The organism is Brevibacterium limosum (assembly GCF_011617705.1).
Classification (GTDB): domain Bacteria; phylum Actinomycetota; class Actinomycetes; order Actinomycetales; family Brevibacteriaceae; genus Brevibacterium; species Brevibacterium limosum.
This window is the reverse complement of sequence record NZ_CP050154.1, coordinates 2,922,004-2,943,028: the sequence shown is the minus strand read 5'-3', so window position 1 is coordinate 2,943,028 and position 21,025 is coordinate 2,922,004. Positions and strand designations below refer to the sequence as shown.

Genomic DNA, 21,025 nt, shown 5'->3' with positions numbered 1-21,025 from the left:
GTCTTTAACAGCAATCATGAGTCTCGCATCTCTAGGGATACGAGACGTCTCACCGACGAGGAAGCGACACCCTGTCTGTCATTTTCCGAAGTCGCCTGCACATCCGGCCCCGTGTTCTCGGGGGTTGTGCAGTCGGCTGTTGAACGCTGGCCGTTCAGTAGTCGTGTGCACTAAAGTCGTTTTTGCTCAATAGTCCTGTTCTCAAAGGAGAGGCAGGGATGGACGAAGAACCATACGGGATCCCGTCGCCGGGGCATTTAACGATGTCGGATGCTCAGTGGGAGCAAACTCGGTTGCGTGCTGAAGTGATCGGCAATCTCGCCGAGCGTGACCATGTTGGGGTGGCTGCTGCCGATGAAGCCGCCGTCGAGCTGGGAATCTCTCGCCGACAGGTGTACGTGCTGTTGGAACGCTACCGTCAGGGCTCTGGTCTGGTGACCGATCTCGCCAGCCGACGGTCCGACGGTGGCAGGGGTGGTAATCGGCTGTCGGAGCCGGTCGAGCAGGTCATTCGCGAGCTTGTCCGCACACGGTACTTGACGCGACAGAAGCGAAGCATCGCTTCGCTGCACCGCGAGATCGCCCGAGTCTGTGCTGTGCGGGGGTTGCCGGTGCCGGCGCGGAACACGGTCGAGACGCGAATCGCACGGATGAATCCGATAGCAGTCGGTCGGCGACGAGAAGGGCCCGACAGTGTGCGGCCCTTGCAGTCGGCCGGTGATGACGTCCCAGCGATCGGATCCATCTTGGACCAGGTACAGATCGATCACACCGTCATTGATCTGATCGTCGTCGATGAGCGGGAACGGAAGCCTGTCGGCCGCCCATATCTGACGTTGGCGATCGATGTGTGCAGTCGCTGTCTCGTGGGCATGGTCGTGACTTTGGAGCCGCCCTCGGCGGTGTCTGTGGGCTTATGCCTAGCTCACGCAACCGGTGATAAACGGCCCCGGCTGGAACGACTCGGGATCGAAGCAGACTGGCCGATGAGCGGGAAGCCGAAGGCGTTGTTCGTCGATAACGCCGCCGAGTTCAAGAGCGAGGCACTCACCCGTGGGTGTGAGCAGCACGGCATCGCACTGGACTACCGGCCGCTGGGCCAGCCGCATTACGGCGGGATCGTAGAACGCGTCATCGGCACGGCAATGCGCGAGATCCACGAGCTGCCAGGCACGACGTTCTCGGACCCAGGTGAGCGTGGCCGGTATGACTCCGAGAAAATGGCTGCACTGACTCTTGCCGAACTGGAGAAGTGGCTGAGCCTGGCAGTGGCTGCGTACCACGGCACCGTCCACAGCACGCTGGGCCTGACTCCGGCTGGGCGCTGGGCTGAGGGTGTCCTCGCGGACGGCTCTCCTGTGGTCACGGCGAATCCGACAGCGTTCTTGGTGGATTTCCTGCCGGTGATCCGGCGGAAGCTGACGCGTACCGGATTCGTCATCGATCACGTGCGTTATTTCGCCAACGTGCTCAAGCCCTGGATCGCGCGTCGCGAGAGTCTCGAACAGTTCATCATCCGCCGAGACCCGCGCGACATCAGCCGAATATGGGTGCTGGACCCTGAGGGCGAGGAATACCTAGAGGTGCCCTATCGGACGTTGTCGAATCCTGCTGTCAGCGTGTGGGAGCACCGGCAGGCGCTGGCACGACTGCGTGAACGCGGTGCCGCCGAAGTCGACGAGGTCGCGTTGTTTCGGATGATCGAACAGATGCGTCACATCTCTGAGACCGCCGAGAAGACCACCAAGCGGACCCGCCGGGAAGCTGAACGCCGTAATCACGCGGGAACCACGAGAAAGGCGTCTCCCGCGCCGACACCGGCTCCGCCGGCGACTGCGCCGGAACCGGGCGCGATGCGGCCTGCGGCCCGCTTCGAGGAGATTGAACAATGGTGACAGTCGACGAGGACCAGCCACCGGATCTGTCGCATCTGCATCCATCTGCACAGTCGACGGCGCGGCTGCCAGCTGCCGAGCGGGTCCACAGGATTCGAGCCGACCGCTGGATCGGCTACCCGAAAGCCGTCGAGGCTGTCGGGCGGTTGGAAACGCTGCTCGGGTGGCCACGGAAGCAACGCATGCCCAACCTGCTGCTGGTGGGGCCGACGAATAACGGCAAGTCCATGATCATCGAGAGATTCCGTCGACAGCACCTGCCCACGACTGAGTTGGATCGGGAACACATCCCGGTGCTGTGCGTTCAGATGCCCTCGGAGCCGTCCCCGTTGCGGTTCTATACAGCAATCCTCGCAGCCCTCGGCGCGCCGCTACGGCCGCGCCCTCGTGTGATCGAGCTCGAGCGCCTCGCACTCTCCCTACTGCGCGAGGTCGGTGTGCAGATGCTGGTGATCGATGAGCTGCACAATGTGCTTGCTGGACGTGGTGACGTCCGTCGAGAGTTCTTGAACCTCTTGCGATTCCTTGGCAACGAGCTGCGCATCCCGCTCGTGGGAGTCGGCACCCGTGAGGCATACCTGGCGATACGCTCGGACGACCAACTGGAGAATCGGTTCGAGCCGTTCGTGCTGCCTGTCTGGAAGGCAGGCGAGGACGCCCGGTCGCTGTTGGCCAGCTTCGCGGCGGCCTTCCCATTGCGGCGGCCCTCCCGCATCGAGACCGACGACATGACGCAGTACTTGCTCGCCCGCAGTGAAGGAACGATCGGTGAGCTTGCGCACCTGCTGACCGCGGCCGCGGTCGCGGCCGTCGAGTCCGGCGCTGAGACGATCAACCACCGGACGCTGACGATGGCCGACTACGTTGGCCCCACAGAGCGGCGGCGATTGTTTGAACGCGAGCTGATGTGACCGCCCGCTGGCCGATCCATCCGCGGCCGATTCCGGGTGAAGCCCTCACCTCATGGCTGCACCGGATCGCCGACGGGTATGGGATCACCGTCGATGATCTTGCATTCGATATCGGCTACTCCCTCGACCGCGATACGGATCTCGACCTGGCCCCACCGGAGGGGTTGATCGAGCAACTAGCGATCCAAACCGGAGTCAGCTCCGATCGGATTCACGGCATGAGCATCAGCGGGTACACCCCGTGGCTCTTGGACGACGTCGAGCCTGGCCCCGACGCGTTCAGCACCTACATCCGGCAATTGACCGTTCTCTTGCCCGAGAGGAACCGTCGTCGCCGGACGGTGAGCTCGTGGCGAGCATGGGTCCCGACCGCCGCTGTCCGACACCACCGAACCTGCCCACAATGTGTGCGAGATTCCACGTCTCCTCACCCCTACCTCGTGGTGTGGTCGCTGCCACTGATGCTCTCCTGCCCCGTCCACCACTGCTGGCTTGAGCACCACGACGGTCCGCCCGGCCATTACTACGCATGGCGCGACCCATCGAGCGCCCCCGAACCGCAGAGAGCCTCGCTGGCGATCCGGCGCATGGACGACCGGACGTGGCAAGCCCTGACAGCCGGAGTAGTCGACCTTCCACGGCATCGCATCCACGCCGGCACGTGGTTCCGGCTGCTGCGCACTGTGGTCGATGAGCTTGGTGCAACCATGAGCGAGTGCGGTGCCGCGCAGCGGCTGACGCGCGAGGTGTGGCAGCGCGCGGGATATCCCGTGCGAGCCGGTCAAGCGATGTGGCGGCCCTTTGAAGCGCAGACCCTGCAGAGGCAGACGCGGACCCTCGAAGCCGCAGCCATCGCAATGCGCGTGCTCGAGAACGGTCACCTGACGGGTCTGGGCCGCGATGCCGCATTGTTCCTCCCGGAACCCGACACCTCTCTTGATCCTGGCAAGCCACTGGTAACAACAGGATGCCCGAAATCCCTTAACGAAGCCCTGCACGACGCCGTCGAGGATGCCAAGCAGAACCCGGACAGCGCACGCCAGCTATTCAATCTCATGACGCTCTACCGCAGCGACGACGACGAGCACGTCCACCGAGTTCGGAACGATTTTGTGAGTCGCAGCGGTAAGTGGCGTGGTTCTCGCGTCGGTAATTGTCGGCTACGTCGTTTGCGCTTTAGTGGCGAACCAGTTACATCCGTGTGAGCGGGTGACGGGGCCCTCAGAGTCCGAATGCTCCGCCGCTGATCAGGATGAAGATACCGAGGCCGATGAGGACAATGGGGAACAGGATGTGTTCCCAGCGTTCAAGGACTTCGGCGATCGGTGGGCGGGTGGCGACGAACTTGGCCAGCATTACCAGCACCGCGACCAGCGCGAGGAACACGATGCAGTAGGCCACCACCCCGGCCGGGCCCACGTTGAGGAAGACCGGGACGTAGACGCCGATGTTGTCTCCGCCGTTGGCGAACGTGACCCCGGCCACAGTCCAGACTGCGACGTTCTTGCCTTCGATCTCGGCGTCATCGTCATCGCCTCCGCACCAGGCCTGCCAGGCAGCCCACAGCCCCAGCCCCAGGGGGATGAGGCCGAAGTACGGGATGACCGCTGGAGGCAGGAATACTCCGGCCCCCAAGGAGACGAGCACGGCCGCACCCAGGATGCCCACGAACCCCAGGTACTGGCCGGCAAGAATTCGTGCGGTGGTTCCGCGCTGCCCGGCGCCGCGGGCGAAGAACAGGGAGAGCACGATGATGTCGTCAATATTCGTGGCGATGAACAGGCCGATCGCCTGTAGGGCCGAGGTCAGGATCACGTGCCCACCTTTGCTATACCGCATCCGGGAACCGAGCAGGCGGGATCAATGCACGGGGCGTTCTCGTCCACCGCGAGAGTGACGTCGACCAGTGCGGTGAGCGCCCGCGCCAGGTGCGGATCGGCGATCTTATAGCGCGTCTTGCGCCCCTCGGGCTCGGCGACCACGATGCCGCAGTCGCGCAAGCATGCCAAATGGTTGGATACGTTCGAGCGGGTCAGCTCCAGATCGCTGGCTAATTCTGCCGGGTAGGCCGGTCGATCTAGCAGCGTCAGGATAAGTCGTGACCTGGTTGGGTCGGCCATCGCCCGGCCCAACCGGTTCATCACGTCTAAGCGAGAAGTAATAGTCAGCACTTAGTGAACTATACAGTGGTGGCTGAACCACCGTCAATCCTTGCCCACTTTCCGGTCGTCCCAGTTCCTTGGTAGTGGGACACCGAAGACGAGCAACCTCATTGATCGTGTGAGCTTCAGCGATGAATGGCGGTTGTTTTACAGACTGAGATGGCGGCTCAAGTCGAGAAGGATTAATAGGCGAGTCTCTTCCGGTCCATATCGTGGTCGTCGAGACTACCTAGAGCGGTGACGACTCATCGCGTTGAGGATCACACGAGAGTGGACCAGTAGTCCCAGAAGCGGTTGGCGATCAGACCGATGATGAGGAGGAACCAGCCAGTCAGGATCGCTCCACGGTATTCGTGGATCAGGGTGATCCATTTCTGTCCCTTGCTGAAGGATCTGAGGTTTCGGGTAGTGGCGTACCAAAATATGGGGATCGTCACTGCCCACACTGCCATGCAGTAAGGACACAGTGCCCCGATGACATAGAGACTCTGGTAGATCAACCAATGCACGAATACGACCGCGAACGTCAGACCGACCTGAATGATGCCCCAGTACCAGGCTGTATATCGTCCTCCAGCAAGAAGACCTGCACCGATAGTCACGACGATGGCAAAACCTGCGACGCCGATGATCGGATTCGGAACACCGAAAGCGGCGGCTTGCGGAGTCCCCATGACCGAACCGCAGGAAAGGATCGGGTTAACGTTGCAGCTGGGGATGTAATCCGGATTGGCTGCTAGCGTCATTTTCTCCACCAGCAACACCACAGCCGCAATTAATCCGATGACCCCGCCGATGACGAACAACGTTCCCAGGTCACGGGGCGACGTGAACGGCGTTTCTTGCGTCTCCCTGTCGTTGCCCGTCTCAGTCTTGGAGGGCAGCATCGAAGGCTTCCTTTAGGTCAGTGACGCTTTCGGGTTGGAGCTTCTCACCGTCGAGGAAGAACGTTGGAGTGCCGGTGACCCCGAGGGCCTGTCCGTCCTTCTGACCCTGCTCAACGCGCTCGAGAGTGGCCGGATCATCATAGGCTGCTGTGAACTGCTCCATGTTCAGGCCGAGCTCCTTGGCATAGCCGGAGAACTTTTCGCGTTGTGATGTCTCTTGGTGGCCCCATTCGTCTACCGTTTCGAACAAGCGTTGATACATGGCCTCGAACTCGCCCTGCTCGGCGGCCGCCTCGGCGGCCAGGGCTGCGTTGACGGAGTTGGTGTGTAAGGGCATGTGCCGCACGACGAATGTGACACGGTCCCCGTATTCCTTTCGCAGGTCCTCGATGACCGGGTAAAGAGACAGGCAGCCTTCGCACTCGAAATCGAGAAATTCCACGAACACTGCTTCGCTACCCTTAGACAGGCGGGGGCTATCGTCGCGGACCAGTAAGTCGGCGGTGTCTGCACTGGTGGGAGCAGTCTCCGGTTTGGGTTCGTTGCTGTCGTTATTGAACACCAGCAAGCCGACGAGGACGAGGGCGGCGACGCCGATCATTGCTAGGGAGATTTTCACGCTGCGGCTCAATAGTCGCTCGCTTTCACTGGGGCAGTCGAGGACGGAGTGCTTCCGTCCCGGGCATCGGACGGGTAGATACGGCGTTTCGAACGGGCGGTCCTGACGCCATTGAGGATCACGACCACCTCCGCAACCTCATGCACCAGCACGACAGCCGCGAGGCCGAGGACACCGAACAGGGCCAACGGAAAGAGCACCACAATGATTGCTAAAGCCAAGACGACGTTGGCAGTCATGATCCCTCGGCCCTTCTTGGCATGTGCAAGAGCATCGGGGATCAAGCGCAGATCGGTGCCGGTGAATGCGACATCGGCTGATTCCACTGCAGCTGCCGATCCGCTCACGCCCATTGCGACGCCAACGGTCGCCGAGGCCAAGGCGGGGGCGTCGTTGATGCCGTCCCCGATCATCACCGTCGGTACCTGAGCGGTGGAAGCGCGGATACGCTCGGCCTTGTGCTCAGGCAATTGCTCGGCATGGATCTCATCGATGCCGGCCTGAGCAGCTATCGCCTCGGCAGTACGGGCGTTATCACCGGTGAGCATCACTGTCGAGATACCCTGATCGTGCAATGCCGCAATCGCTTCAGTCGCCTCAGGGCGCAACTCATCTCTAATACCGATGATTCCACCGATCTGATCATCGACTTCGACGACGATAATGCTCATGCCCTGATCGGCTAGCTCGGCAGCCTGTGTGGTCAATCCGTGAGGGGTAATCCACCGAGGGCTGCCGACGCGCACCCTACGGCCTTCCACTGTTCCAGAGAGACCGTGTCCAGGAAGTTCTTGGACCTCAACGGCTTCCAGTCGGGTTGGTGTGGCGGCGCTGATAGCCTGCGCCAACGGGTGGGTACTCGTCGCTTCCAGTGCTGCGGCGAGATCGAGAACCTCTGCCTCCGTGTGGTCGTTACTGATGTGGGTGGCCACGACACGAGGCTCGTTGCGAGTGAGAGTGCCGGTCTTGTCGAACGCGACCCGGCGAATGGTGCCAAGCTCTTCGAACGCGGCACCAGACTTGATGACGACACCCAACTTACTCGCCGACCCGATCGCGGAGATCACCGTGACCGGCACCGCAATCGCCAACGCACACGGTGATGCTGCCACCAGAACCACGAGAGCGCGTTCGATCCAGGTACTCGGGTCGCCGACGACGAACCCAAATGCGGCAATCAGCACAGCGGCAATCAGGACGAGCGGCACCAGGGGGCGGGCGATACGATCGGCCATGCGGGCACGCTCACCTTTGTTCGCGTGCGCCTGTTCGACCAGATGCACGATCTTCGTCAACGAGTTATCACGCCCGTCTGCACTGGCCTCGATGCTGAGGGTGCCCGTGCCATTGACTGACCCGGCCAGGATTTTGTCTCCAGGGGCGACCTCGATCGGGATCGATTCTCCCGTGATCGCTGAAGTATCCACCCACGATCGACCAGAGGTCACAACTCCATCAGTGGCGACTCGCTCTCCAGCTCCGACGACTAGAACGTCGAGCTCGCGGACGTCTGCGGCCGGGATCGTCTCTTCGCCAGTCAATCGGGAGATGCGGGCAGTGTCGGGGATGAGTGAGAGCAAAGCACGCAGCCCCTGCTGTGCCCGGTCCATTGCCCGGTCTTCCAGCGCCTCGGCAACAGAGAACAGAAACGCCAACGCTGCTGCCTCTCCGACGTGGCCGAGTACGACAGCACCGATCGCGGCAATCGTCATCAACAGCCCCACACCCAAGCGCCCGCGACCGGTGGCTGTGAACAAACTCCTCAGCGTGCCAGGCACGAATGTCCACCCGCCGGCTACTAAACCAAGTGCGAACACGACCAGTGCCGGAATCTCCAGACCGATCCATTGCAGAATCAGGCCAGTGGCCCACAGAAGCCCGGAGGCGACCGGCAGCGCCAGGGAGCGATCGCGCCACCACGGGGGCACCTCCTCGTGCTCAGCGACCGCGTCGGCGTCGACAGGGTCTGGGGCTGCGTCATCGGGTCCGCAGCATTCGCGGCTCACTGCAGGGCCTTCGTTACGGGGTCCTGGGGCGTGCAACACCCGGGGACGGAGCATGTCGGATTGATGCAGGGTGCGTGTTCGTCGACGGCCAGCGTCACATCCACCAGCGCCATCAGCGCGGCAGCAAGGTGGGGATCTGCGATCTCATACCGGGTCTGTCGCCCCTCTGGTTCAGCCACGACGATCCCGCAACCGCGCAGGCAGGCCAAATGATTCGACACATTCGTCCGCGACAACCCCAGATCACGTGCCAATTGCGCGGGATAGCCAGGCCGATCCAGCAGGGACAGCAAGATCCGTGACCGTGTCCCATCTGCCATGGCCCGACCCAAGCGGTTCATCACATTCACACGAGAAGCTATAGTCAGCATACAATGACTATACATCAATGACTGACCCTTCAGCGGAGGATGTTGCCGTCAATCTCGCCCATGTGAGCGACGGCGGAAGTAGCGGGAACCATGTTTCTACATAACGTAGAATAACGTCTAATAACTGTTACCTCAAGGAGGCCCCAGTGCGAGACGCGTATGCACAGCGATTCCGAATTTATGCCTTCTCCCGGTTGGCTTATGGGAGCGCTGTTCTAGCGGTCATGCTGGCCGCGATCACCGGATGCGCACCCTCCGACAAGAACGCCGGGGACACTTCCGGATCAAATGATCAGGGGTATGTGTCAGGCACGGGGGTGATCACCCAGATTCCCGAAGCGGAACGCTCAACACCCGTGCAGCTGGCTGGAAAAACGACGGACGGGGATGCCTTCGACCTGCAAGAATGGCAGGGCAGTCCAGTGGTATTGAACTTGTGGTACGCAGCATGCCCACCATGTCGAGAAGAGGCACCAGACCTTCAGGAAAGCTACGAATCGTTCCGCGAGGAGGGAGTGACCTTCCTAGGCATCAATGTCCGAGATGAAGCTGCTGCGGCAAACGCATTTGCTCGACAATTCGGCATCACCTACCCCTCCATGCTCGACAAAGAAGGGCGGGCAGTGGCGGCCTTGAGCGGTCTTCTTCCACCGCAGGCCGTACCGTCGACGGTGATTCTCGATTCCAAGGGCCGTCCTGCTGCTCGTGTCGTCGGGATCGTCGATCGCTCGACTCTTGATGGCCTCATCACTGACGTACTTGCCAAAGACACGTGATCGCTGTGGCAACGATCGGTGAACAGTTCTCACAGATAGCAAGCTCGGGCCCGATGCTGCTGGCAATCCCGATTGCTGTGATCGCCGGGATCATCTCGTTCCTGTCGCCATGCGTGTTACCACTGGTGCCTGGCTATCTTGGCTATGTCACTGGACTTGCCGGGAAGTCACTCGACGATCAGAAGACATTCCGCGTGGTCATTGGTGTGTTCTTGTTCATGCTCGGCTTTTCGGCTGTCTTCGTCTCAATTGGACTCGTCTTTTCTCTCACAGGGATACTTCTCAGCGCCTGGGCGGACGTGATCAATCGCATCATGGGTGCGATCGTCATCGTGGCGGGGATCATCTTCATGGGCGGATTGAGTCTCCTCCAGCGGGAGTGGCGTATCAAGAGCCGCCCTCAGGCGGGATTGTGGGGAGCACCGCTTCTCGGCGGAACGTTCGCGTTCAGCTGGGCCCCGTGCATGGGGCCGACATTAGCGGCAGTACTTGCGTTGACGACCAGTTTCGGGCCGACAGGATCCGGTGCCTTGCTTCGCGGGACCATATTGACCCTCAGTTATTGCCTGGGTCTTGGCATTCCCTTCCTGCTTGTCTCTTTGCTACTCATCAGAGGCGGCGGTCGCATGAGGTGGGTCAAAGATCATCATGCAGCAATTACCCGTGCGGGAGGGGCCGTTCTCATCGGAATAGGAATACTGCTGATCACTGGAGTATGGACTCAATGGGTCAACGGACTGCAGGGTCTCATTGGCGGCTTTTCCACCGTGGTCTGAGCGACCATTCACCGACACATCTGAACCATGGCTGAAGAGGAAGCACAGAACGTGTCTCACTCGACCATCAGTTGTGCGCATGCATCAACTGCGTCAGGAGCGCTACCGTGTGCGACAACGACTACGACGTTGGTTCTTCACGGGAGTAGTTGCGCTTCGTCATGGTAAACAGCTTCATCTGATCAGTGCGAGACATCGGGTAAGGACCGGCTGGTGTCTGTAGGCCTGGTGGAAGGTAGGCGGGATTTGTACGGAAGGAACGTGGCGAGCACAACTGCCAGAGGCGCAACCCCGATCAGGAGAACTGCCGTGCCCGCATTTTGCTGATCGACGGCGATTGACGGCCCCCATGTTCGGTCAAGGCTGCTGAACCAGTCCACCTCGAGGACTGGACTCACACCGAATGCGAGCATATTGGCCCAGAGCAGGAGGATACCTGCGACCCCAGCAACAGCAAGGATCTGCCGGAGACGTGTTCGCGGCTTGATTCGAGTCCGCATGACCGAGGCCATGAACCAGAATCCGATGATCAGGAAGTACAGATTGGTGACTTGGTGGGCGATCCAGAAATCTAATGACAGCCGCAACAACGGAGTGTAGTAAAGCAGAATGAGCGACAGGACTAAAACTGCACCGCTGAACAGCGGATTCCTGACCACGGAACTGACTATCGGGGTGCTTGCCTCGATCCATTCCCTCGGTCCCCGACTACCATCGGTCCGCCGGGGCACACTCAGGCGCAACAAGTCCAGGGGTGCGCCGAACGCCAAGAGAAGAGGAATGAGCACTGCGATGGCCAGAAGCATGACGGTGTGGGCGCTGATGAGGACCATGCCATAGATCGTTGGGGCACCACACGTGACATAAACCAGCAGGACAATGCCGGCTAACCAGCTGACAGTGCGTTTCCGTGACCATTTGTCTCCGCTCATACGAGTCTTGCGAACCCCGAGGAGATAGACGGCGGCAACAGTGAGGATGAACGCTAACCAGAGCCAGTCCCACCGCCATTCGCTGAGCCACCGGTACCCGGTCAGGACCGGTGGCACGGGATAGCCGGTGAGGACTTCGGCGGGGGTGATCGCTGGCTCGAGTTCCAGGGGGACAGGTGGGGCCGTTCGTCCCAGTGCCGCGGTGACGCCGATGACTGCGCCCATGATGAGGACTTCAGCAATGACCAAGCGCCAAGCAAGTAGTGTGCCGGCCTTGTTTCCGACTTGAGTCATGGCCCATCGGCGATGAGCGAAACCGATGGCTCCGAGCAACAGGGTTGCGGAGAACTTGATGAGGATCAGTTGACCGTAGCGGCTCAGCAGCCCGTCCCATTCGCCGAGTCGGAGGGCAGCGTTGATCACACCGGAGCTAAGGACGAGGACGAACGCTACCCCGGCCAGTGCAGAGAAGCGGGCGATCACCGATTTTGTCACAAGCATGGTACTCGTTGAGGCCAGCACGGGGATGGTGACGGCAAGTGCTGCCACGCCACCAACCCAGACAAGGACTCCGAGCCAGTGCACGGCCAGCGCACCGACACCGGCATAGTGGTCGTCGCTGCCTGCAGCATGACCGATTAGCGAGATGGGGACGATGGCAGTCAGCGCGAGCAGGGCTGTGCACGCTAGGCCGGTGGTGGAGCGAAAGAAGAAGGCTAAGTTGCAAACGAGGAAGGCAATGACGGTGATTGCACCCCAGGCTTGGCCGACGATGAGGTCAGTGAGGAAGTAGGCCAGCTGACTTAAGAAGGCCGCACTACCCGATACTGGCTGGCCCACGAGATTGGCATAGGTCAGCACCGTCACCACCACCACTGAACCCAGCCACACGAACGATGCGGCGACGGCGACGGTTCGCACGCGAGCGAATGCTGGATGGGCAGCCGAATACCCTTCTGTCGTGTCAGTGTCTTTGGACGGAACGAGTGTTGCCGCGAAGATCAGGCAGCCAACGACCACCCCCAACACCAGATGATGCACGGTCAAGGCAATCGGTAGCGCCCACCGCACAAATGCCCCGGGGTCCAACGCCTCACGTTCTGCTGCCGCACCGGAGAAGGCCGCGCTTGCTATGACAGCGGCGACGGCAACAGCCAGAGTAGCCAGAAGCCACACTATGGATTGCCAGCGCCCGCTCGTGGCCGGACGACCGGGAGTCGTACTATTCATCAGTGTGGACTCGCCGCTCAAAGTGCTGGTTCATGTTTCATTGCCTTTTATGCTTCTGTTGCAAGACGAGCGTGACGATGACGAGCACCGCTGCGACAAAGAGAAGGATCCAAACGACGATGAAGCTCGCGGGGAACTTCAAGTCCTCTTCGTCAGCAGCCTGCGCGGTTTCCGTTTGCGAGGGTTCTGGGGCCGAGGAGTCGTTCTCTGTCTGTTTGGGGCTAGGGGCCGAGGAGGGACTGGCACCGTTCGTCGCGGTGAAGGAGAACGTGCCGTCGATCGGATGAGAATCGGACGAGACCACTCGCCAGGTCACTGTGTATTCTCCGGCAGGCGCCCCGGACTTAATGGGTTGAACAGCCGCGTCGCCATCGATTTCGACATCTCCTTTGGCCCAGTTCGTGCCTGAAGAGTCGGTGATTTGGATCTTCGATCCCATCGACAGCGGAGTATCGCTAAACGAAATTTCGATGGCTTCGGGGGTGGTACTGAGTTTCTGCCCGTCTTCGGGGTTTGTCCCGGTCACGGTTTCGTGTGCCGAGGCCGGTGCGACCGGCAGCAGGAAAGCTACCAACACCAGTGCGAGAACGGTCAACATCCGGTTCGTGGGCCGCGGGATCACTGTGAGAGCCAATTTCTACCTCCTGTAGACAACGGGATTAGAGTACCAGTGCTGGGTCTGGGGTTAGCCATGACTGCCCGTCGTGGTCGCCAGTGCACGCCCTTCGGCCGCCTTTGTGGCTGCCCAGGAATGTCACGTTGCGTCCGTGCTGCCCAAGAGCGGCAGAAAGGGCGAGAGCTGCCGCCGACCAGGGTCACAGATCCGCCAGAAAATTCGTCTCGTTCGCCCGCGTGACGAGGTCAAACGCTACGGCATGGCAGGAGACCGATCGGTTCTTTACAGCGACACAACGGACTATAGTCAGCATTCACTGACTATACAGTGCATGTTGACTTTGCGAAGGATGCAGGAATGCGTTGACTGGAAAATAGAACTGAGCTGTACCAGGTGCTGCTCGTCATGGGAGTGCGTTTGGGTGTTCAGATCGTGATCTCACCGCGGTTGAGTGCCCTGAGGTATTCGTTGTAGGCATCAAGGTCTTTGTCTCCGTGAAGCGCGACTTCGCGATCACGGGATGCATTGTTCTTCGACTCCTGACGGGACCAAGTAATGAGTACGACGAGGAGAATTGCCACCGCTGGCCCCTCGCCGTAGGCCCAAGCAATACCGCCCGCAAGCTTCTGGTCTTCCATCACGTCTATGCCCCAGCTTGCTGGCATCTGGGTGAATCGGTCGACTAAAGGCAGGGTTGCCATCATGACAATGACACCGAAGAACGCGTGAAGGCCGGCTTCGAGGAAAGAATGAAAAATCCGTACAACGTGAGACTCGGGCACAGGAAGCGGGTCTGCCGGAATGAGCGTCGCATTGAAGATGATTCCAGTGAACAGGAAGACGAGTTCAAGGCCGATATGGCCACCAATGCCTGAGCTCAGCACGAAATTCGCAGCATTTGAGAGGTAGAGGCCATAGAAGAGGACGAGGAATAGAGGAATCGAGAACAGTGGGTGGACAACGACCTTGCCTACCCATGAGCGTAGACCGAAGATTGCGAGTTTGAGAACGATTCGCCCGGGTAGATTCCGCGGTGACGAACGTAGAAGAAGGGTCCCTGGAGCACCAAGGAGTAGAAGTGGTGGTACCGCCATCATGAGCGTCATCTGTTGGAACATGAAGACTGAGAACATGACTTGCCCGTATCCTTCGATGGCCAGCCCCATGACTGCAGCTAGCAGCAGGCAACCGAGGAGGAATAACACTCCGCGCCAGACTGGCCAGCGGCGTCCCTGGATTGCGAGTCGGATCCATCCGATGATGTAGAACAGGGCGATAATCCCGGCGAGGACGGGGATGACCGGGATTGGTTGTAGCTCGAAGCCAAGGAAGGTCTCAATCGAGGGGGCTTTGGTGGGAATCCAGGTGAAGTCTGCCATTGTATGTCCTTCCTCGGCGTCTTAGGCATGGACGCGCTTCTAATCAAAGACTACGCGCCGATCCGACGCAGCCGAGAACAAGATCTGCTGACTGACAGTCGGGCACTCGTCAAGGCTCTTGGTCGACGCTAAAGGGGGTCGTTGGTGTGTGCTATTTGACGATACGCGGAATCACTTTGACGTAGACAACCATTCCGACAAGCTCTACTAGTGTCTGAGTGACCACCACGAGGGCCACCAAAGTGAACGGCTCCGGTAGCGCTAATGCCAGCGGCAGCACGACCAGTGAGTTGCGGGTGGCACCGCTGAAAACAGCCGCCCGCGTACTTCCGGTATCAAGCCTGAAGATCTTTGAGGTGGCTAGGCCTACCGGGACCATGACGATTAAGAATGCTACGTAGATCGGTACGACGGCCCATAGGGAGGCGATCTCTTCTCCCACGCCGACGATTTGGGATCCGACAACGATGGCGAGGGTACTCATCATCAGGGGCACCATTAAACTCTCCGTTGTGGCCATAGCAGCCCTGCCGACCCTGCTCTTTGCGGCCAGCTTCTGTGTCATGGCTGCCATGACAAGTGGAATAATGATCAGAACAACCAGCGCTTCAACGAACGGTTTCGGGTCGATGGCTGAGATAACCTCGGGTCCGATGAAGATCAGTAGGTAGGCCGGGAGCGTCACCATCTGGGCCAACATCAAGATCGGGGCTGTTGCGAGCAGGCGATCGCTCGATGCCCCCGCCAGGCTGGAGAATACAATCACGTAGTCGACGCAGGGAGTCAGTAACACTAGGAGTACTCCCACAAGGAGTGCTTGGTCGCCCGCGATGAAGCGTGCCATTTACCGCTGCGACTCACAGGGACGGGCGGCGCGATCCGCCCGTCCCGTTGTCAGATTCAAAAGGCGGCTGCACGCTTTTCAGATGTCGACTGCATGCACTTCCCTAGGGCCAGCTTCAGGCAGCTACCGCGTTCCGCTCACATTCTGGCAGTAACCTTGCCGGATGCGGGGTCTCAAACCCGAGCCGATTGGGCTGAGATCTCAAACTTCCCACAGTGCCACCGACGAGAATGCAATTGTGCGAGCGGCTGCCTCCGCGGCACTAGCGAGCCGGGTGGCTCAATCGCATCAGCGCTCTACATTGACGGTTATCGATACGCTAATTAGGCTCTATATCGATAGTTCTCAAATCAGGGAGGATGACTATGAATTGCTGGGAGCATGCGGCCAGCGAGCAAATCATGGCGAGGGCAGTCGCGGTGTGTGTCCATTGCGGTGTCGGCCTGTGTCTAGAACACGCAACGATCTGCGAAGAAGTGCGAATTCATCGAAATGGTACCGGCGCCCCCTCGAGGCTGCTGCCGGACGGGCGGGAGATCTGTTGCTCAACCTGTCACGCGGCATTTTCTGAAGCAGTCCCCGCACATGAGGCGCTCCCTCGGTAAGCATTGGCGCTGAAGATGAGCCAGGTGATCGCGGGGAGTGAGCGCTGCCCGGTGCCATGCATTGGCAAAGGGTATGAGAGTTAGTGGACGACCTAGCGGTTGCGCTATATATTGATATAGGTCAATATAGAAGCATGTCGATTCAAGAGTTAGTGATTGTCGGGTCTGGCCCTGCCGGCTACACCGCTGCTGTTTACGCAGCCCGGGCCGGTTTGTCGCCGGTGGTTCTCGCTGGTTCCGTCACCGCTGGCGGATCACTGATGACCACGACCGAAGTAGAGAACTTCCCTGGCTTCATCGATGGAGTCCAGGGCCCAGAACTGATGGAGGCAATGCGTGCGCAGGCCGAACGGTTCGGTGCACGCATCATCTTTGATGACGCCATCCGTCTCGATCTGACTGGGGAGGTCAAGCCCGTTGAAACCGGCCTGGGTGAAACATTCCACGCCCGCGCGGTCATCCTTGCTACAGGATCGGCCTACCGCAAGCTCAGTCTGCCCGAAGAGGATCGATTGACCGGCCACGGCCTGTCCTGGTGCGCAACTTGCGACGGCTTCTTCTTCCGAGAGCAAGAGATCGCTGTCATCGGCGGTGGTGACTCTGCCATGGCAGAGGCGTTGTTTCTGACTCGTTTCGCTTCCAAAGTGACAATCGTGCATCGGCGCGAAGAGTTTCGCGCTTCGAAGGTCATGGCCGACCGAGTCCTGGCCGACGAGAAGATCGAGGTCGCTTGGAACAGCGAGGTCTCCGAGATTATCGGTCAATCCCACGTCGAGGGGCTGCGACTGCGCGATACCGTATCCGGGGCCGAGCGGACCCTGCCGGTGTCGGGGGTATTTGTAGCGATTGGCCATGATCCGCGCTCAGAGCTCCTGACCGGACAGGTCGCCCTCAACCCCGATGGATACGTCCAGGTCACCCACCCGTCGACAGCCACGAACCAAGACGGAGTGTTTGCCGCCGGTGATCTCGTCGATAGCCGGTACCGACAAGCGATCACTGCGGCTGGCACAGGCTGCTCAGCAGCCATAGATGCCCAACACTTCCTCTCTGCCGCACCCGCCATGTCCCACACCGAAACCCTGTTGGAGGTCCCCGCATGAGTACGACGACAGTCACAGACGCCACGTTCACCACCGAGGTCATCGATTCCGACATTCCCGTAGTCGTCGACATCTGGGCGACTTGGTGTGGACCGTGCAAACAAATCGCACCGATACTCGATCAGCTCTCCGACGAATACGAAGGACGAGTCAAGGTCGTCAAGATCGATGCCGATACCAATCCCGAAGCGGTCACAGCAGCCGGAGTGACATCTATTCCTACGCTCGGCTTTTACCGTGACGGCCAACGACGCGACGTCCTTATCGGTGCACACCCGCGCCCAGACATCGTGAACAAGATCGAGGAGCTCCTGGCATGACCGCAGACACCACCACACAACAGACGGCACCTGCACGCCTGTCGACACTAGACAAGTGGCTGCCGGCCTGGATCGGCCTGTCCATGATCGCAGGCCTCCTCCTCGGCCGGCTGATCCCCGGGGTCTCTGACCTGCTTTCCCAATTGGAAATCGGCGGCATCTCAGTACCCATCGCCCTGGGTCTGCTGGTCATGATGTACCCCGTCCTCGCCAAAGTCCGCTATGACAAGGTCGCCGCCGTCACCGGCGATAAGAAACTGCTGATCTCATCCTTGGTCCTCAACTGGCTCGCCGGGCCCGCAGTCATGTTCGCCCTGGCTTGGGTGTTCCTGCCAGACCTCCCCGAATACCGCACAGGATTGATCATCGTTGGCCTGGCCCGCTGTATTGCCATGGTCGTGATCTGGAACGACCTCGCCTGCGGTGACCGAGAAGCAACCGCCGTGCTGGTCGCGATCAACTCAGTCTTCCAGGTCATCATGTTCTCAGTCCTCGGCTGGTTCTACCTCACCTTCCTGCCCACTTGGTTGGGACTTGATACTCAAGGCCTGGAAGTGTCAATGGGTCAGATCGCTCTCAACGTGCTCGTCTTCCTCGGCGTCCCGCTAATCGCCGGATTCGCCTCACGATGGATCGGCGAGAAACGTCGCGGCCGTCAGTGGTACGAAGAGAAGTTCATTCCCCGAGTGGGGCCGTGGGCGCTCTACGGTCTCCTGTTCACAATCGTTTTGCTCTTCGCACTCCAGGGCGAACAGATCACCAGCCAACCCTTGGACGTCGTTCGAATCGCACTGCCATTGCTGGTCTACTTCTCACTCATGTGGTTCGCAGGGCTCCTGCTCGGCAAGAGCCTCGGTCTTGGCTACGCCCGCTCCACAACATTGGCTTTCACCGCGGCTGGCAATAACTTCGAACTCGCCATTGCCGTCGCCATCGGTACCTTCGGTGCCACCAGCGGGCAGGCACTGGCTGGGGTCGTTGGCCCTCTCATCGAGGTGCCTGTCCTGGTCGGCCTCGTCTATGTCTCACTCTGGGCCGCGAAAGCATGGTTCCGCACCGACCCCTACGCTGTGGAGGCGAGATCGTCATGACTGAAACCACTATGATCCCCACTGACGATGAAACGTGTGCCCCAGATCCGTCCCACGCCATTGCTGTCGACGTCGCGACGACGCTTGCCGGAACACTCAAAGCACTCGCTGACCCTCTGCGGTTACGGATGCTCTCAGCGATCAGCACCGACCCTCGTGGGGAATCATGTGTCTGCGATCTTGCAGAGCTTGCCGACGTTTCCCAGCCCACTGTCTCTCATCACTTGAAAGTACTGAAGACAGTGGGGCTGCTCGAGTCTCAACGTCGCGGCACCTGGGTCTGGTATTCCATCGCAGCCGGACGCCAGGCCGCTGTGAGCGCTCTACTGGAAGGTTTCGCCCCTGCCGTCATCGCACCAAACCCGCAGCCTGAGGCGCCAGTGGCTGTCAGTGCCTTCGACGTGGAGGCCCACATCAACCATTTGATCACAGACCTATCGGCAACATCAGCTGGTGTGTCGCCAGAGACTGTCACCGGCATCGTGCGCGATTCCTACACGGGCCTGGCTCGATCGGCGAAAATCACTCGCTACCTCGTCCCCTTGACCGAGCGCTTCGCAAAGCAACGCTTGGCTGACATCACCCGGGACACAGCCAGCGCGCCTCCGCAGGTGCTCTTCATCTGTGTCGCCAACGCCGGCCGATCCCAACTCGCCGCGGCCCTAACACGCCAACTCTCAGGAGGCCGCGTAATCGCCCGATCCGCTGGTTCGACTCCGGCAGCAGGACTCAACTCGAATGTCGCCGAACTCATCAGCGACATCGACGGGGAGAACGTCGAGGAATTGTTCCCGAAGCCACTGACCGATGACGCGATCCGTGCGGCTGATGTCGTGATCACGATGGGTTGCGGCGACGTCTGCCCCATCGTGCCCGGCCTCCGGTACGAGGATTGGTCAGTTGCCGACCCGGCATTGGCCTCCCCCGAGGGCGTGGCACTCATCCGCGACGACCTTGCTACCCGTGTCCAGGCCCTACTTGATTCCCTCACCAACTGATCGAAAGAGAGACCACCCCTATGGCTGACCAGAAACCCTCTGTCTTGTTCGTGTGCGTCCACAACGCTGGCCGTTCGCAGATGGCTGCCGGCTATCTGCGCCATTTTGCGAGCAACCGCATCGAAGTCCGCTCGGCTGGATCGGTCCCGGCCGAACACATCAATCCAATCGCTGTCGAGGCGATGAGCGAAGACGGCATCGACATCACCGCCGAGCAGCCGAAAGTTCTCACAGACGAGGCTGTGCAGGACTCAGACGTGGTCATCACCATGGGCTGTGGCGACGCATGTCCCTTCTTCCCGGGAAAGCGCTACGAGGATTGGGAGCTCGATGACCCAGCAGGCCAGGGCATCGAGGCGGTTCGCCCGATCCGCGACGACATCAAGACCCGCATCGAGGCGCTCGTGACCGACTTACTCAGTCAAGACTGAGTGCACCGGGTGACAGATGTCGTGGTCATCGGCGGTGGGCAGGCCGGTCTCGCCGCTGGATACTTTCTTCGCAGAACGGGTCTCGAATTCGTCATTCTCGACGACCACGCCGGCCCCGGAGGAGCCTGGCAGCACGGGTGGCAGTCGTTGCGTCTGTTTTCACCGGCCGGGTACAGTCCGTTGCCAGGCTGGCCGATGCCTGCGCAGAAGGGCGAGTCGTTTCCCACCGCCGATCATGTCATTGACTACCTGACCCGATACGAACGCCGCTACGATCTACCGGTTCACCGACCGGTCCACGTCAGCAATGTCTACCAGGACCGGGGACAACTGTTCGTCGATACCGATACCGGCACCCTAGAGACCACGGCGGTCATCAGCGCCACCGGAACATGGCAACGCCCATATGTTCCGGCCTATCCAGGCTGTGAGGATTTCACGGGACGGCAGCTACACACCGTGGAATACGATTCGCCCGAGGACTACACCGACCAACGGGTCGTCATCGTCGGCGGTGGGAACTCCGCCGCTCAGATCGTCTCGGAAGTCTCGACCGTGGCGCAGACACTGTGGGTCACGCAGCGCCGACCACGGTTCATGCCTGACGACGTCGATGGACGAGTCCTCTTCGACGTTGCCACCGCCCGCGAGGCGGCCCAGCGGGCCGGGCGCGACCACGATGGTGTGTCGGGCCTCGGCGATATCGTCATGGTCCCGCCCGTTCGGGCTGCACGCGACCGTGGTGACCTGAACGCTTCGCCGATGTTCGAGCGATTGACCTCGGCTGGGGTCTCGTGGGCCGACGGGAGCGAGTACAGCTGTGATGCCATCATCTGGTGCACCGGCTTCAAACCACACCTCAACCATCTCAATGGGCTCGAATTGACCTGGAAGAACGGGCATCCAGTCACAGAGGGCACTCGAAGCATCGATGCTTCTGGACTGCAGCTGTTGGGGTATGGCGATTGGACAGGGTTTGCCTCCGCGACCATCATCGGTGCCGCCCGCACAGCGAAGTCTGCTGTCGCGGACGTGAACGAATACGTGCGAAGCACTCAAGCACAGTAGCTACC

Annotated in this window: 22 protein-coding genes; 12 read left to right on the top strand and 10 right to left on the bottom strand. The window is 60.4% G+C overall.

Features of this window, described 5'->3' with window-relative positions:
* Positions 1–218 precede the first annotated feature (218 nt).
* Genes GUY37_RS13330 through GUY37_RS13320 form a run of 3 tightly spaced genes read left to right on the top strand, consistent with a single transcriptional unit; the run spans position 219 to position 4,011 of the window.
* On the top strand, positions 219–1,895 hold the full coding sequence (locus tag GUY37_RS13330) for a Mu transposase C-terminal domain-containing protein (protein ID WP_129701449.1): 1,677 nt from the start codon (positions 219–221) through the stop codon (positions 1,893–1,895).
* On the top strand, positions 1,889–2,806 hold the full coding sequence (locus GUY37_RS13325; RefSeq protein WP_166826448.1) for a TniB family NTP-binding protein: 918 nt from the start codon (positions 1,889–1,891) through the stop codon (positions 2,804–2,806). Before GUY37_RS13330 ends, GUY37_RS13325 begins: the two co-directional genes overlap by 7 nt.
* Positions 2,803–4,011 carry a TniQ family protein gene (locus tag GUY37_RS13320; protein WP_166826446.1) on the top strand — a complete coding sequence of 403 codons (1,209 nt, stop codon included), beginning with the start codon at positions 2,803–2,805 and terminating at the stop codon, positions 4,009–4,011. Before GUY37_RS13325 ends, GUY37_RS13320 begins: the two co-directional genes overlap by 4 nt.
* Before the next feature lie 16 nt (positions 4,012–4,027).
* Here GUY37_RS13320 and GUY37_RS13315 read toward each other — a convergent pair whose 3' ends face one another.
* From GUY37_RS13315 to cmtR (GUY37_RS13290), 6 genes are all read right to left on the bottom strand, one after another.
* Positions 4,028–4,621 (bottom strand): cadmium resistance transporter, encoded by a 594-nt coding sequence (locus GUY37_RS13315; RefSeq protein ID WP_062862469.1) that lies wholly within the window; start codon positions 4,619–4,621, stop codon positions 4,028–4,030.
* Positions 4,618–4,977 carry a Cd(II)/Pb(II)-sensing metalloregulatory transcriptional regulator CmtR gene (gene cmtR / locus GUY37_RS13310; protein WP_062862470.1) on the bottom strand — a complete coding sequence of 120 codons (360 nt, stop codon included), beginning with the start codon at positions 4,975–4,977 and terminating at the stop codon, positions 4,618–4,620. Before cmtR (GUY37_RS13310) ends, GUY37_RS13315 begins: the two co-directional genes overlap by 4 nt.
* Before the next feature lie 251 nt (positions 4,978–5,228).
* Positions 5,229–5,855, bottom strand: coding sequence for a vitamin K epoxide reductase family protein (locus tag GUY37_RS13305; RefSeq protein ID WP_166826444.1), 627 nt, complete (start codon positions 5,853–5,855; stop codon positions 5,229–5,231).
* On the bottom strand, positions 5,836–6,456 hold the full coding sequence (locus GUY37_RS13300; RefSeq protein WP_166829777.1) for a DsbA family protein: 621 nt from the start codon (positions 6,454–6,456) through the stop codon (positions 5,836–5,838). Before GUY37_RS13300 ends, GUY37_RS13305 begins: the two co-directional genes overlap by 20 nt.
* A 26-nt stretch (positions 6,457–6,482) precedes the next feature.
* Positions 6,483–8,480: a heavy metal translocating P-type ATPase gene (locus GUY37_RS13295; protein WP_166826442.1), complete on the bottom strand. Its 1,998-nt coding sequence runs from the start codon at positions 8,478–8,480 to the stop codon at positions 6,483–6,485.
* Positions 8,477–8,851, bottom strand: a complete 375-nt coding sequence (gene cmtR / locus GUY37_RS13290; protein ID WP_009884428.1) for a Cd(II)/Pb(II)-sensing metalloregulatory transcriptional regulator CmtR — start codon at positions 8,849–8,851, stop codon at positions 8,477–8,479. The genes GUY37_RS13295 and cmtR (GUY37_RS13290) overlap by 4 nt, the downstream gene beginning before the upstream one ends.
* 146 nt (positions 8,852–8,997) lie before the next feature.
* Here cmtR (GUY37_RS13290) and GUY37_RS13285 point away from each other — a divergent pair, with 146 nt between their 5' ends.
* Together GUY37_RS13285 and GUY37_RS13280 are read left to right on the top strand one after the other, a co-directional pair.
* On the top strand, positions 8,998–9,627 hold the full coding sequence (locus GUY37_RS13285) for a TlpA family protein disulfide reductase (RefSeq protein ID WP_166826440.1): 630 nt from the start codon (positions 8,998–9,000) through the stop codon (positions 9,625–9,627).
* Entirely contained in the window at positions 9,624–10,403 is a 780-nt protein-coding gene (locus GUY37_RS13280; protein WP_166826438.1) for a cytochrome c biogenesis CcdA family protein, read from the top strand. The genes GUY37_RS13285 and GUY37_RS13280 overlap by 4 nt, the downstream gene beginning before the upstream one ends.
* A gap of 182 nt (positions 10,404–10,585) precedes the next feature.
* Here the strand turns inward: GUY37_RS13280 and GUY37_RS13275 are convergent, their stop codons facing one another.
* From GUY37_RS13275 to GUY37_RS13260, 4 genes are all read right to left on the bottom strand, one after another.
* Positions 10,586–12,586 (bottom strand): cytochrome c oxidase assembly protein, encoded by a 2,001-nt coding sequence (locus tag GUY37_RS13275; RefSeq protein ID WP_228278183.1) that lies wholly within the window; start codon positions 12,584–12,586, stop codon positions 10,586–10,588.
* Positions 12,587–12,602: 16 nt separating this feature from the next.
* Positions 12,603–13,199: a copper resistance CopC family protein gene (locus GUY37_RS13270; protein WP_166826435.1), complete on the bottom strand. Its 597-nt coding sequence runs from the start codon at positions 13,197–13,199 to the stop codon at positions 12,603–12,605.
* 407 nt (positions 13,200–13,606) lie between these two features.
* A complete protein-coding gene (locus GUY37_RS13265) occupies positions 13,607–14,560 on the bottom strand; it encodes a cytochrome c oxidase assembly protein (RefSeq protein WP_166826434.1) in 954 nt (317 codons plus the stop codon).
* 151 nt (positions 14,561–14,711) lie between these two features.
* Positions 14,712–15,404 carry an arsenite efflux pump gene (locus GUY37_RS13260; protein ID WP_166826431.1) on the bottom strand — a complete coding sequence of 231 codons (693 nt, stop codon included), beginning with the start codon at positions 15,402–15,404 and terminating at the stop codon, positions 14,712–14,714.
* Positions 15,405–15,763: 359 nt separating this feature from the next.
* On the opposite strand from GUY37_RS13260, the gene GUY37_RS19520 reads away from it, so the two are divergent.
* The 7 genes from GUY37_RS19520 (at position 15,764) to GUY37_RS13225 (ending at position 21,020) form a co-directional block, all read left to right on the top strand.
* Entirely contained in the window at positions 15,764–16,009 is a 246-nt protein-coding gene (locus GUY37_RS19520) for a DUF2180 family protein (protein ID WP_407645359.1), read from the top strand.
* 134 nt (positions 16,010–16,143) lie between these two features.
* Positions 16,144–17,112 carry a thioredoxin-disulfide reductase gene (gene trxB / locus GUY37_RS13250; RefSeq protein ID WP_166826427.1) on the top strand — a complete coding sequence of 323 codons (969 nt, stop codon included), beginning with the start codon at positions 16,144–16,146 and terminating at the stop codon, positions 17,110–17,112.
* Positions 17,109–17,432: a thioredoxin gene (trxA, locus tag GUY37_RS13245; protein ID WP_166826425.1), complete on the top strand. Its 324-nt coding sequence runs from the start codon at positions 17,109–17,111 to the stop codon at positions 17,430–17,432. The genes trxB and trxA overlap by 4 nt, the downstream gene beginning before the upstream one ends.
* Positions 17,429–18,523 (top strand): ACR3 family arsenite efflux transporter, encoded by a 1,095-nt coding sequence (gene arsB, locus GUY37_RS13240; protein WP_166826422.1) that lies wholly within the window; start codon positions 17,429–17,431, stop codon positions 18,521–18,523. The genes trxA and arsB overlap by 4 nt, the downstream gene beginning before the upstream one ends.
* A complete protein-coding gene (locus GUY37_RS13235; RefSeq protein ID WP_101621205.1) occupies positions 18,520–19,521 on the top strand; it encodes a metalloregulator ArsR/SmtB family transcription factor in 1,002 nt (333 codons plus the stop codon). Before arsB ends, GUY37_RS13235 begins: the two co-directional genes overlap by 4 nt.
* 20 nt (positions 19,522–19,541) lie before the next feature.
* Positions 19,542–19,952, top strand: a complete 411-nt coding sequence (locus GUY37_RS13230) for an arsenate reductase ArsC (protein WP_101621204.1) — start codon at positions 19,542–19,544, stop codon at positions 19,950–19,952.
* 9 nt (positions 19,953–19,961) lie between these two features.
* The gene (locus GUY37_RS13225; protein WP_208094680.1) at positions 19,962–21,020 is read left to right on the top strand and encodes an ArsO family NAD(P)H-dependent flavin-containing monooxygenase; all 1,059 of its coding nucleotides are present in this window, start codon (positions 19,962–19,964) and stop codon (positions 21,018–21,020) included.
* Positions 21,021–21,025 lie beyond the last annotated feature (5 nt).